This is a genomic window from Myxococcus sp. NMCA1 (assembly GCF_026810205.1).
Lineage (GTDB): Bacteria > Myxococcota > Myxococcia > Myxococcales > Myxococcaceae > Myxococcus > Myxococcus xanthus_A.
In genome coordinates, this window is the sequence record NZ_CP113950.1 from 7,212,468 (window position 1) to 7,223,969 (window position 11,502).

Here is an 11,502-nt window from a genome sequence, read left to right on the forward strand (position 1 = left end):
CTCCGTCAGCGCCCCACCGCCACCGGTGACAGCCGTCCGATGGGGCGAATCTGGAGGGCCCCATCCAGCTCGCCATAGGTGAGCACCGCGACGTCCGGGAACGCGCCCTCGCACAGTCTGCGCAGAGGCCGCCGGACATCCGGAGCGGTGAGCAGCACGGCCCGTCCCTCGGTGGCCACCTGCCGCACGCCTTCGAGGATTTCCGCCACCCGCTCCGGGTCGGGCGCCAGCCCTCGCGGCCCCATGCCGCGCAGCACCTCTTCCACCTCCGGGTCCACGAGGTACGCGTACAGCGGCCCGGTGGGCGCGAACTTGTGGCTGAGGTACCGCCGCAGCGCCTGCCGGCAGCGCTCCGCGAGCGCGACGGCATCCCCTTCCGTCGTCGGCGACACCAGCGCCTCCAGGATGGCTCGCAAGTCCCGGATGCTGACGCCCTCTTGGAGCAGCTTGCGAAGCACATCCGTGAGCAGCGGCAGCGGCACCTTCTGCAGCGCCTCCTTCACGAGCACGGGTGCCTGCGCCTCCAGTCCCTCCAGCAGTCCCTGGACGTCCTGCAGCCCCAGCAGGTCCGCGGCGCGGACACGCAGGATGGCGCGCACGTGGTCCGAGACCAGCTCTCCCGGACGCCGCAGCGGCACTTGCGCCGTCTCCAGCAGGACCCGAGCCGACTCTGGAATGCGGCTGATGACCTTCCCGCTCGAGGGCTCCGTCGCGGCCTCCGCGCTCACCTGGAGGAACGCCAGTTCGTCCGGAGGCGCCAGCGCGTAGAGCGCCCCCGGCAGCACCTGCCCCCCCCCCGCTGGCACTTCGTCCACCAGGACGCGGTACTCGCCCGGGCCCAGGTAGGCGGCCTGCGTGCGCACCCGGATGCCGGGCACCCGAACCCCCAGTTTGAAGAACAGCTCGTCCCGCACGCCGTTCAACGTCTTGTGGACAAAGGCAGCGCCCTCCGCTTCGGCCAGCACCGTCAGGTCGGGCGCCAGGTCCAGCGTGAGCGGGGAGACCCCCACGGGCGACGCGGCACTCTCCGGTGGGGCTCCAGTCGCGCCAGGCGCCACGCCTTCCGCGGGCGCGCCTGCTTTCTCTTCGACCTTCGAAACGCCCGCGCGGCTCAGCACATGGCCAAGCCCGCCCAGGCCTCCCGCCAGCAGAAGGAACGTCACGTGCGGCATTCCCGGCATGAGGGCCAACGCGACGCACAGGCCCGCCACCACCCAGAGCGTCCGCGCCTCTCCGAAGAACTGGGCCCCAATCTCCGCCCCCAGTGTGTCCTCTTCCTTCTCCGAGGCGACGCGCGTGACGACGAGGCCCGCGGCCACCGCGATGCACAGCGAGGGAACCTGGGACACCAGCCCGTCACCAATGGCGATGAGCGCGAATGTCGACGCCGCCTCGGCCAGGGGCATGCCTCCCTGCAGCACACCAATGACGGTGCCTCCGAGCAGGTTCACGGCGACGATGACCAGGCCCGCAATCACGTCCCCCTTCACGAACTTCATCGCGCCGTCCATGGCGCCGAACATCTGAGACTCGCGCTCCAGGTCACGCCGCCGGCGCCGGGCTTGCGCCTGGTCGATGGCGCCCGCGCGTAGATCCGCGTCGATGGACATCTGCTTGCCGGGCATCGCGTCCAGCGTGAACCTCGCGGACACCTCCGCCACCCGCTCCGCGCCCTTGGTGACGACCAGCAACTGCACCAGCGTGAGGATGGCGAACACCACCGCGCCCACGACGTAGTCGCCGCGGACGACGAACTCACCGAAGGCCTGGATGACGTCTCCCGCGTGCCCCTCCGCGAGCGCGAGCCGCGTGGAGGACACGTTGAGCGCCAACCGGAACAGCGTGGTGAACAACAACAGCGTGGGGAACGACGTCACCTTCAAGGCGTCCCGGGCACGCAGCGCGGCCACCAGCAGGGAAACCGACGCCGCCAGATTGACGGCGAGCCCCGCATCCAGGAGCCACGCGGGCAAGGGGATGATGAGCGCGCCCAGGACCGCGGCCATGGCGATCGCCAACACCACGTCCGAGGAGTTTCGCGCCTTCAGCAACACCTTCATGAGGGGGTTCATGACGTCTGTCTCCGTGGATGGCCGTCCAGCTCCCGCGCATCCATCGCCGTGCGCAGGACAACCGCCGCCGCCTGGTACAGCTCCTCCGGAATGGGCTCGCCCACGTCGTAGTGGATGAGGCTGCGTGCCAGCGGGATGTCCCGCACCACCGGAATGCCAAGTCGGCGTGCCTGCTCCCGCATGGCGAGCGCATCCCCTTCCCGGGCCTTGGCCACGAGATAGGGCGCCTCACATTCGTCGACGTCGTAGCGGAGCGCGACCGCGATGTGCGTGGGGTTGACGACCACGGCGGTCGCCTTTTGCACCCCGCGTGCCGCACCGCCCTGCGAAAGCTGGCGATGCAGGGCCTTCCGCTGCCCCTTGTGCCGGGGGTCGCCTTCACTCTCCTTGTACTCGCGCTTCATCTCCTCGCGAGTCATCATCAAATCCTTGATGTGGCGCCGCCAGGCCAGCGCGTAGTCCCCCACGCCCAGCACCACCAGCAAACAGGCCAGGCGGCTCGCGAGTCCGGACACGTGCGCGACCACCAGGCTCAAGCCCTCCGTACCGCCCAGCCACGCGGTCTTCATCGCATCCGGAGCGGCCTCCTCCGCATCGCTCCAGACGAGCGCCCCCACCAGACAGACAATCAGCAGCGTCTTCGCCAGTTCCACCCAGGGGCGCCAACTGAAGAGCCGCTGCATGCCCGCCACGAGACTGATGCGCTCCAGCTTCGGCTCGACATGCTGGAGATCGGCTTCCAAACCCACCGTGGCCACGGACACGAGCAGCGCCGCGGCGAACGCGCCCCCCAGCACCGGGCCACAAAAACGCGCGGCAATCCAGAGCCCTTCCTGCCACGCCCCAAGGTCCTGCTGTCCCAGGAAGAGGTGCTCCGTCCATGCCTGGAGCCTCGCCATGCCCACTGGCGCGGCCGCCGTGAGCCCGAACAAGCCACCCGCCGTCACCGCGCTGGCGTTCAGCAAGCGGCTGCGGGGAATCTGGCCTTTGTGCCGTGCTTCACGAAGGCGCTTCGCGCTGGGCTTCTCTGTCTTCTCCCCACTCACCGCGCCACCTCACCCAACAGCGCCAGCGCGCCTTCCACGGACAACACACCCGCCAGCAGCCGCTCACACAACACGCCCGTCCCCAGCCACAACAAGGCGCCCCCCCCCAGAATCTTCAGCGGCGTCCCCACCTCCTGAAGATTCACCTGCGGTGCCGCTCGCGAGGCCAGGCCCAGGAAACAGTCCACGGTCAGCACCGCCGCGGCGATCGGCGCCCCCACCGCCAGCCCCGTGGCCATGGCCGCGCCCGCCAGCAGGACGACATGCAGCGTGGCCGCCTCGGTTGGAACGAAGGCGCCGAGCTTCACCACGCCGAACCCACGCAGCACGCTGGAGATGACGAGCGGCCACATGCCACCGGAGACCACCAGCGCCACCAGCAGATGGTAGAGCCCCTCCCCTGCCGCGGACTCACGGCTCCCCGCCAGGGGCAGACTCGCCTCGGCGGAGGTTCCACGAAGCAGGTCGATGAAGCGGCCTCCCATGCGCGCGGCATCGAAGGGGAGTGCCGCGACCAAGCCCACGGACGTGCCGAAGAGCAGCTCGCGAATCACCAATCCGCCCAGGGCCACCGACGACGTGACAGGCGCATCCAGCACCATGCCCGCCTCCAGCCGGAGGAAAAGCGACAGGGACAGCACCAATGCCAGGCGGACCATCGTCGGCGTGGCCTGTCCACCCAGCAGCGGACACAGGAACGTCATGGGCAGCAACCGCGCGGCACACAGAGCCACCACGATGATGTCCGGCCCCAGTGACTCGAGCCAGACGCGGAGCGGCTCCAGATTCATGCCGCGACCTCGGAGATGAGCATCAGGAGCTGGTGGGTGAAGCGCGTGAGCTGCCCGGCAATCCAGGGCCCGGCGAGGACCAGTGCCAGGACGGCCGCGCACAGCTTGGGCACCACCGACAACGTGGCCTCCTGAAGCTGGGTGGTGGCCTGGAAGAGGCTCGACAAGAACCCCACCACCAGGCTCGCGCCAATTGGCGGCAGCGACGCCATCACCATCAACAGCAGGGCCTCACGTCCCAGGGTGAGGAAGACGTCCTGGGTCATGGCGTCACCGGTAGCCGAGGATGAGGCCCCGCGCGAGCAGCGACCAGCCATCCACGGCGACGAAGAGGAGAATCTTGAAGGGTAGACTCACCTGGCTGGGTGACAGCGTCTGCATGCCCAGCGCGAGCAGCACGTTGGCAATCACCATGTCCAGCACGAGGAACGGGAGGAAGACGAGGAAGCCAATCTGGAAGGCTTCCTTCAGCTCGGTGATGACGAAGGCCGGAATGACGACGAAGAGGTCCGTCTCCCGCACCACGTCCATCTCCTCCACCGGCCGCAGCTCCCGCGCCAGGTCCACGAAGCGCGCTCGCTCCTCAGCGCTCCCGTGCTTGACCAGGAAGGCGCGCAGCGGCTCCGACACGCGGCTCGCGGCGGAGAGCATCTCCGCGCCGGAACCCGACGCCACCTCCGCGTAGGCCACCTGCCCGGCGTCGTACATGCGTTCCATCACCGGGGCCATGATGTGCCCGGTGAGCACCGCCGCCAGGCCCGTGAGCACGATGGTAGGCGGCGCCTGCTGCGTGCCCATGGCCGAGCGGGCCAGCGACAACACGACGGCGATCTTCGAGAAGCTCGTCAGCATCAGCACCGCGAACGGCAGCAGCGACATCACCGCGAGCATGCCCATCATCGACAGAGGGCTGCCCGCGTACGACATCCGCGACAGTGAGCTCTCCGCCGCGGCGGCCACGGCAGGAACCAGCAGGAGCGCTCCCAGCAAGCCGTGGCTCATGGCCCCTCCCGCCTGCCCCGAATCGTGCGGGACCTGGGCATGAGCCGCCGGGCCTGCGCCAGGACATCGCCAAACTCCGGCGCTGGCGCTGCCGTCTCGCGAATCTCCGCGAACGCGTCACCGAAGGCCACCAGGTAGCTGCGCCCATCCACCTCCACGAGCGCCACACCGCACCGCTGCGACAGTCCCGCTCGCGATACGACATTCAGCCGTGGCGCCATGGGTGCGCCCGTGACGACAGCGCCGCGCCGGTGCAACCACCACCCCAACGCGGCCAGCGCCACGACGCCCAGCAACCACCGCGCGGCCACCGTGGTGGACACCCCAGCCACCGGGCCGATCACCGCCAACCCCAGCACCAGTGCCCCCGCCAACAGCAAGCGCGAGCGCGGCGAAGGAACGAAACGCTGTGCATTCATGACGGGGCTCACGGCAGCAGCGCCAGGACGCGGGCTCCAACCTCGCCCTCGATTTCCACCAACTCGGCGCGGGCCACCGCGCGGTCTCCCACGCGCAGCACCACTGGCTCACTGACGTTGATGTGCAGGGGAAGCAGCGCGCCAGGCTTGAGCGCCGCGAGTTCCGACAGGGGAATCATCACCCGCGTCAGCTCGATTTCCACATCCACGGGCAGCGGAGGCATGCCCTCCTCCTGCTTGTTCACGGCCACCATGTCCGACTCCTGGGGAATCCCGCGCCCCTGCGCGCGGGTCAGTGAAAAGCCCTCGGCGAGGAAGTCTCCCGAGAGCGCGAATCCGCGCGTCACCAGCCGCCCCGGCCCGAAGAGCTGGCCGGCCTGCTTGTGCACGCCTTCAAAGACGACGACGTCCCCCACCACGAGCGCGTCCAGAGCGTTCGCGGACAGCGGTGTCTGGCCTACGAGGCACCGGGCCTCCAGCGAGGCGGCCAGCACCTCTGGCGCGATGCCCGGCGCACGCTCCATCGGAAGCGCTTGGAACACCGTCTGGACCACCTGTGACGGCAGCAGCAACCGCGCGCCCGCGCGCGACTCGCCCACGGCCACCATCAGCTCAATGCCAACCAAGGGTTCGCGAGGGTCCAAGCGCGCCACCACGTCCGCCCTGGACATCGTCACGCCCGCGAGCCGTGGACCGAGCCACGGGTACGCCCCGCCCGCCGCCCTCACCGCGGAGAGCGCGACCAGCAGGACATAGGCCAACGTCGACTCTTCCAACCGGGCCAACTCCGTCACCACGCCGGGCCGCTGCCCCGCGCCAGCGATGCGCTCCAGCCCCATGAAGGCGAGCGAGGGCTCCAGCTCCAGCACCGCCGTGCCTCCCACCGCCGACAGCTCCAGCAGCGCGAAAATCGCGGGCTCGCCCAGTCCGACCGAAGGCGAGACGACGGACTCCAGGAAACGGGCCTCCGCGTTCACCAAACAGCCGAGTTCCCGAGTCAGTGCCGTCGTCACCGCCTCCAGCGCAGCCCGTCCGAGGCTCGCGGCCTGGGGCCGCTCCGCGAGCACGAGGTGCGCCCGGGTCAGCCGGCGCGTTCCCAAGCGGCGCAGGGGGCGGACCTTCCGGCTGGAGGCGTATTCGATTCGGGTATTCATCGGTGGCTCCGCTGCTGCAACAGGACGCACCCCAACCGTGCAGGGCCCCCGCCAGGGGCCGGGCTCGTGGAGTCGCGGGGTTGGGAAGGCATGGCATCCGTGCGCGGGACGCCGGGTACGCGGGCCGGGACGGCGCCGCCTCCAGACTCAGCGCGTGGCCTCGCGAATCAGGCGCTCGGCCAGTGCCCCCAGCGAGGGAGGCACCTCTGACGCCTGATGCGCCAGACTTCCGTCGGGAAACAAGGTCCGGTGGTACGGAGGCAGACGCCGAAAGATTTCCCGGCGAAGCATGGGAGGCGCGTCACTCATGAGGCGCCGCAGCCGAGCAGCGGCATCAGCTCGCTCCCCGAACTCCACCGCCACCTTCGCCTGTCGCTGCGCGGAGGGCAGCGCGGACAGACGCTGGAGGTGCTCCCGCGCACGCACCGCCGATTCCTCGCCCAGTTCGCCCAGCAGGGTGCCCGCCCGCTCCCGCCCCAGCACCCACGCGACGAGCGCGAGGCGTTCGAGTGGAATCGGCAAGGGGCCCACGAGACGGGGCACCTCCTCGGTCGGTGCAGCGGCCCGGACGGACGCGGAGCTCCGGCCGGGCCGAGGCTTGCGCCCTACGCGTGTCGCATCCATGCGTTCGCTCTCCATGGACACCTCACGCCACCTTGCGCGCCGGTCCCGGTGACAACACGGGCCGCGCGGGTCCAGGCGGCGCGGACGGAGTCGGCGTCCGGTCGCGGTAGTGCCGCATCCGGAGCGTCACCAGCACCAGCGCCACCGACAGCCCCGTCACCATGAGGCTCAACACCGCCAGGAGGGCACGCAGTCGGGTCAGCGGAGACACGCCCACCACCGTCGGAGCCTCCACTCGGGTGGAGACCTCGTCCACCAACAGCGAGACGGCTTCTGGCGACAAGCCCTCCACACCCCCCGCGAGGAGGACCTTCAACGTCTCGGAGGATTGTCGCACCCGTGCCGCATTGCCCGGCGCCACGCGAAGCATGGCCGATGCCTTCGATGGACCCGGGGCCTGTCCCACTCTCGGCGGCGCGGGCACCACCAGGTGGACGCGCGCGAGCAGCACCCCTTCCACGGATTGGAGCGTCTTCTCCAGGCTCCGCTCCATCACCCTCACTCGGCAGACGCTCTCCTCCACCGGCGTGCGCACCAGCCCGCCACCGCCGAAGACGTCACACCCCACTTCCTCCTTCAGCCTCGGCAGCCCCAGCTCCGACAGGATGCGGACCGCGTCCGAGGCGTGCTCGTCCGCCACCTCGATGGACCACGTGGGCTTCTTGCCCGCCTCGGGGACCTTGCGCGCGTCGAGCCCTCGCTCGACGAGCACGGATTGAAGCTCGTTGGCCTGCCGCTCATCCAAGCCATGCTGGATGCGCTCGCGGCAGGCCGTGACGCTCACGAGTAGGAGGACGAAGACAGCGCGACGGAAAAGCAAAAGCATCGGGTGCTCCTCAAACCTGGGTCTGGAGGACCTGCTTGACGCCGCCAGTCGCCTTCTCGACGACCTTGCCGGCGAGGTCGAGTTCCTGGCTCGCCCGGTAGACATGGGCCTGCAACGCGAGCAACTCCGCGGGCGTGAAGCTGCGGCCGGACTGCGCCAACTGAAGGATGTGGTCCAGCCGCTTTTGCGCCTGCCCCACCCGGTCCAACACCTGCGCCGCCTGCTGTGCTCGCGCCGCCTGCACCGAGTCCACGCGAGTGCCCGGCTTCACGTCCGCGCAGCCCGGCGCCGCGGGTCCCACCCCTTCGGCCCGGGAGACACCCCGCGGCGCCGCCGTGGGCGCGGGCTTCGGCGGCCCCTCCGTGGCCACCGGAACCCCTGTGCCCTTCGCAGGCCCCTTCACCTCGTCCAACACCTTGCTGAATCGCTCCCGGCTGGGCTCCACCGCGGGCGACGCGCCCGCTCCCCCCACCGGCCCCAACGTGTCCATGGCCATGGCTGGTGTCGCTCCTCAGCGGATGTTGTTGATGGCCGCCTTCGCGGAGTCGTGGCGGACCTTCATGATGTTGGAGACGGCGGTGTGCTCGCGGCTCTCCTTCTGCATCTCGTTCTGGAGCTGCAGGTAGGCCATGTTGAACTTCTGGCCCTCCGCGGCGAGCACCTTCTGCGCCTCCAGCAGGTCCCACGCCTCCTGGTTGCCCGCCGCGGCCCCCGCGCCCGCCGCTCCCCCCGTCTCCGCTGTGGCGGGCATCCCCGCCCCCATCGTCTTCGGCGCCACCGCCGACACCACCGTCTTCGCGCTGGAGACGGCCGCGCTGACGATGGGCCCACCCGGAATCATGCCGCCCACCAGGCCCGCTCCCGAGCGCACCACCTCGTTCGCCGCGCGCGCCAGCACCGTGCCGAAGTCGTTCTGCGGCGTCTGACGCGGAACCGTATGGGTGATGGTCAGTGTGGGAATCCGACTGTCATTGGACACGGGCAGCCTCCTGCGGAGAGTTGCCCGGCCCCATTTCAGCCGCCGTGCCAGGGATAACCCCCGGCAATCCCAGGCGATGAGCCGCCACGGCGGGTCCGGAAGCGCTCCGCGAACCGGGAGGAGCGTCCGGGAGGCTGGACGGCGGCCCTGGCTGGAAACTTGCGTCCGCTCCGGAGTGCCTCAGAGTTGTTGCACCCTGTTGTGTGGAGAAGAGGAGAAACCCGGTGCGGACGACCGATGGCGGCCCCCAGATTGCCGAGCGCTTTCACCCGCGCGTCGACGCCAACCTCCCCGTGAAGGTGCTCCTCAAGGGACGCTCGGTGATGGTTCGCGCTCGAGACGTGTCCATGGCGGGCCTGTTCCTGATGGCCCACCCGGCCGACACCGCGCGGGAGCTCGCCATCGCGGTGCCGCTGCCCGGCGACCGGGAAATCGTCACCACCTGCCAGATTCGCCGCCGCGAAGTGGACGGTGTGGCGCTGGAGTTCGGCGAGCTGGACTGGGACGACCTCATCGCCCTGGCGCGCTACCTCCACCCGCGCCTGCCCTGAAGCCCGCCTGACTCAGGGCAGCTCCGGCTTCGGCCCCGCTTCGCGCAGCCGCTCCACCAGCGCCATCAGCTCGGCGCCCCGGAAGGGCTTGTGGATGTAGCCGTCCGCCCCCGCCTGGGTGGCGCTCTCCATATCGGAGCGCTTCGCCTTCGCGGTGAGCATGTAGAGAGGCACCCCTGCGGTGGCCGGGTCCCCCTTGAGGATGCGGCACACGGAAATGCCGTCCAGCTGCGGCAACACCACATCCATCAGGATGAGGTGGAACGTCTGGCTCTTGGCCAGCTTCAGGCCCTCCAGCCCCGTGGCGGCGCACACCACGTCCACGGTGCCGTCACTCAGCATGGAGCGCACCAGCTCCCGGATGACCGGCTCATCCTCGACCAGAAGGATGTGGAAGGGTGCCTGGGAATTGCCAGCCATGGTTCTCCGGACGAAACACGATGCCAATGCCACCCGCCGCGCGCGGTATAGCCCTCCGGGGCGTAGCCGCACCAGGGAGGATGCAACGGATTGTGCAATGGCACCCGTCTCCTCCATACGTAAGCGGGACACACACTGGATGCCTTGCTTTTCGATTAGGAGGGCTGACAGGCGAGCGTAGCCAAGGGGGGCACTGCCCCGTCCAACACGGCCAGAAACCGGGCGCTATGATGACCCGGGAATGACTGCGAAACTCGAATGTCCCGAGTGCCGGGCGGCAGTGGGTGGAAACGACTTCCAGTGCACACAGTGCGGGTTGTTGCTGGACCCGCAGCAGGCCAGCGGCGAGTACATCATCACCGAGCCCACCATCGTCCGGGCGCTGCTGTCCCCGCCGCAGCGAACGCGCACCATGGAGCTGCCGAGGCCCCCGCCCCAGCACCCCACACCGCATGACCTGGCCACCGCGCGCTTCACGGTTCCCATGGACGCGCACACCGTGCCGCACCTGCGCGCCGGGTTGGACATCGCGCTCCAGCCGCTCCACCCCTTCGAGGCGCACATCGCCTCCTTCATCGACGGGGACCATGCCGTGCCGGAGCTGGCCCAGGCGGCGCGGCTGCCCGAAATCGAGGTGAAGGTCGTCCTCAAGGCATTGCTGGAGCGCGGCGTCGTGGAGCTCCACCGCCTGCCTGGCGCGCCCGCCATGCGCACGATGACGGACGAGTTGCCCATCCTGGACGGGCAGGACTTCCTCGTGCCAGAGCCCATGGCACTCGGGGACGAGGAGCCTCCCACGCGGCAAGTGCCCCCGAGCCCGCCCATCATCCCACCGCGCACCGTCCGGCGGCTCGGAATCGAGCCAGGGTCGGCGGAGGACTTCCTCCAGCGCGCCGTGCGGTGGGAGCGCGAGGGCCAGGTGGACCGGGCCATCGACGTGCTCACCCGCGCCATTGCCCGGGTGCCCGAAGCCGCGGTGCTCTACAGCAAGCTGGCCCTCATCCTGGTCCACCAGCGCAAGGACTACCGGCGGGCCGTGGAGCTGCTGAAGCGCGCGGTGGCGCTGGAGCCGAACCATCCCGTCTTCCAGCAGAACCTGCTCAAGGTGACAGGCCTCGCGGCGGCCTCCCCGAGCCCTCACAAGGAAGAGAAACGCGGCCTCTTCGCGCGCCTCACGGGCCGCCGGAGCTGACCGGCGCCGTGCCGCGGCTCACGTCCAGCCGCCCTCCAGCAGTTGCTCCGCCTCTTCGAGGGAGAAGGCCAGGTAGGCCTCGTGCCCCACGTTCCGGCTGCTGCGCTGGAACCGCACCGCCGCCAACGCGGAGCGCCCCACCACGCGCACCACCCGGCGAAAGCCGCGGACCCGGGCCGCTTCGACAACGCGCTCAATCTGCCCCGAGCCCGACTCCGGGAGCTCCGTCACGCCCGTCAAATCAGACAGGATGTCGAAGCCCGGCCGGAGCCGCTCGAGCGCGCGCAGCGACGCATCGCCAATCTGGAGCGCTTCCTCCTCCGTGACGACACCCCAGAGGCGGATGACCAGCCGGTTCTTGCCAACGAGTGCCTCGACCGAAAACACAGGGCCACGACCTCCTGGCAATACCCGCCATCCCTCCGG

Annotated in this window: 15 protein-coding genes; 2 read left to right on the forward strand and 13 right to left on the reverse strand. The window is 69.8% G+C overall.

Annotated elements, in window-relative coordinates:
• Nucleotides 1-5 precede the first annotated feature (5 nt).
• The 11 genes from OZ403_RS29710 to OZ403_RS29760 form a co-directional block, all read right to left on the reverse strand.
• Entirely contained in the window at nt 6-2,072 is a 2,067-nt protein-coding gene (locus OZ403_RS29710) for a flagellar biosynthesis protein FlhA (RefSeq protein ID WP_268782362.1), read from the reverse strand.
• Nucleotides 2,069-3,118: an EscU/YscU/HrcU family type III secretion system export apparatus switch protein gene (locus tag OZ403_RS29715; RefSeq protein ID WP_268782363.1), complete on the reverse strand. Its 1,050-nt coding sequence runs from the start codon at nt 3,116-3,118 to the stop codon at nt 2,069-2,071. Before OZ403_RS29715 ends, OZ403_RS29710 begins: the two co-directional genes overlap by 4 nt.
• Nucleotides 3,115-3,909, reverse strand: a complete 795-nt coding sequence (locus tag OZ403_RS29720; protein ID WP_268782365.1) for an EscT/YscT/HrcT family type III secretion system export apparatus protein — start codon at nt 3,907-3,909, stop codon at nt 3,115-3,117. Before OZ403_RS29720 ends, OZ403_RS29715 begins: the two co-directional genes overlap by 4 nt.
• Complete coding sequence (locus OZ403_RS29725; RefSeq protein WP_268782366.1) at nt 3,906-4,175, reverse strand: flagellar biosynthetic protein FliQ; 270 nt, start codon at nt 4,173-4,175, stop codon at nt 3,906-3,908. The genes OZ403_RS29720 and OZ403_RS29725 overlap by 4 nt, the downstream gene beginning before the upstream one ends.
• A 4-nt stretch (nt 4,176-4,179) precedes the next feature.
• Entirely contained in the window at nt 4,180-4,911 is a 732-nt protein-coding gene (sctR, locus tag OZ403_RS29730) for a type III secretion system export apparatus subunit SctR (protein WP_140794672.1), read from the reverse strand.
• Nucleotides 4,908-5,330 carry a flagellar biosynthetic protein FliO gene (locus tag OZ403_RS29735; protein ID WP_268782367.1) on the reverse strand — a complete coding sequence of 141 codons (423 nt, stop codon included), beginning with the start codon at nt 5,328-5,330 and terminating at the stop codon, nt 4,908-4,910. Before OZ403_RS29735 ends, sctR begins: the two co-directional genes overlap by 4 nt.
• Nucleotides 5,331-5,338: 8 nt before the next feature.
• Nucleotides 5,339-6,484, reverse strand: a complete 1,146-nt coding sequence (gene sctQ, locus OZ403_RS29740; protein WP_268782368.1) for a type III secretion system cytoplasmic ring protein SctQ — start codon at nt 6,482-6,484, stop codon at nt 5,339-5,341.
• A 147-nt stretch (nt 6,485-6,631) separates the two neighbouring features.
• The gene (locus tag OZ403_RS29745) at nt 6,632-7,015 is read right to left on the reverse strand and encodes a hypothetical protein (protein ID WP_268782369.1); all 384 of its coding nucleotides are present in this window, start codon (nt 7,013-7,015) and stop codon (nt 6,632-6,634) included.
• Nucleotides 7,016-7,130: 115 nt separating this feature from the next.
• Complete coding sequence (locus tag OZ403_RS29750; RefSeq protein WP_268782370.1) at nt 7,131-7,934, reverse strand: flagellar M-ring protein FliF; 804 nt, start codon at nt 7,932-7,934, stop codon at nt 7,131-7,133.
• 10 nt (nt 7,935-7,944) lie between these two features.
• Nucleotides 7,945-8,430, reverse strand: coding sequence for an ATP-dependent helicase HrpB (locus tag OZ403_RS29755; protein ID WP_140794676.1), 486 nt, complete (start codon nt 8,428-8,430; stop codon nt 7,945-7,947).
• A 15-nt stretch (nt 8,431-8,445) separates the two neighbouring features.
• On the reverse strand, nt 8,446-8,913 hold the full coding sequence (locus OZ403_RS29760) for a hypothetical protein (RefSeq protein WP_140794677.1): 468 nt from the start codon (nt 8,911-8,913) through the stop codon (nt 8,446-8,448).
• Between the two features lie 224 nt (nt 8,914-9,137).
• Between OZ403_RS29760 and OZ403_RS29765 the strand changes: the two genes are divergently transcribed.
• Complete coding sequence (locus OZ403_RS29765; RefSeq protein ID WP_174258925.1) at nt 9,138-9,464, forward strand: PilZ domain-containing protein; 327 nt, start codon at nt 9,138-9,140, stop codon at nt 9,462-9,464.
• Nucleotides 9,465-9,476: 12 nt separating this feature from the next.
• On the opposite strand, the gene OZ403_RS29770 is transcribed toward OZ403_RS29765, so the two are convergent.
• On the reverse strand, nt 9,477-9,884 hold the full coding sequence (locus OZ403_RS29770; RefSeq protein ID WP_140794679.1) for a response regulator: 408 nt from the start codon (nt 9,882-9,884) through the stop codon (nt 9,477-9,479).
• Nucleotides 9,885-10,125: 241 nt separating this feature from the next.
• On the opposite strand from OZ403_RS29770, the gene OZ403_RS29775 reads away from it, so the two are divergent.
• Nucleotides 10,126-11,076, forward strand: coding sequence for a tetratricopeptide repeat protein (locus tag OZ403_RS29775; RefSeq protein ID WP_268782371.1), 951 nt, complete (start codon nt 10,126-10,128; stop codon nt 11,074-11,076).
• A gap of 18 nt (nt 11,077-11,094) precedes the next feature.
• On the opposite strand, the gene OZ403_RS29780 is transcribed toward OZ403_RS29775, so the two are convergent.
• The gene (locus tag OZ403_RS29780; protein WP_237077545.1) at nt 11,095-11,463 is read right to left on the reverse strand and encodes a hypothetical protein; all 369 of its coding nucleotides are present in this window, start codon (nt 11,461-11,463) and stop codon (nt 11,095-11,097) included.
• Nucleotides 11,464-11,502: the final 39 nt, after the last annotated feature.

Coding starts and splice junctions, on each gene's coding strand:
- OZ403_RS29710 (WP_268782362.1), bottom strand. CDS start 2,072: ATGAACCCCCTCATGAAGGTGTTGCTGAAGGCGCGAAACTCCTCGGAC.
- OZ403_RS29720 (WP_268782365.1), bottom strand. CDS start 3,909: ATGAATCTGGAGCCGCTCCGCGTCTGGCTCGAGTCACTGGGGCCGGAC.
- OZ403_RS29725 (WP_268782366.1), bottom strand. CDS start 4,175: ATGACCCAGGACGTCTTCCTCACCCTGGGACGTGAGGCCCTGCTGTTG.
- sctR (WP_140794672.1), bottom strand. CDS start 4,911: ATGAGCCACGGCTTGCTGGGAGCGCTCCTGCTGGTTCCTGCCGTGGCC.
- OZ403_RS29735 (WP_268782367.1), bottom strand. CDS start 5,330: ATGAATGCACAGCGTTTCGTTCCTTCGCCGCGCTCGCGCTTGCTGTTG.
- sctQ (WP_268782368.1), bottom strand. CDS start 6,484: ATGAATACCCGAATCGAATACGCCTCCAGCCGGAAGGTCCGCCCCCTG.
- OZ403_RS29750 (WP_268782370.1), bottom strand. CDS start 7,934: ATGCTTTTGCTTTTCCGTCGCGCTGTCTTCGTCCTCCTACTCGTGAGC.
- OZ403_RS29755 (WP_140794676.1), bottom strand. CDS start 8,430: ATGGCCATGGACACGTTGGGGCCGGTGGGGGGAGCGGGCGCGTCGCCC.
- OZ403_RS29770 (WP_140794679.1), bottom strand. CDS start 9,884: ATGGCTGGCAATTCCCAGGCACCCTTCCACATCCTTCTGGTCGAGGAT.
- OZ403_RS29775 (WP_268782371.1), top strand. CDS start 10,126: ATGACTGCGAAACTCGAATGTCCCGAGTGCCGGGCGGCAGTGGGTGGA.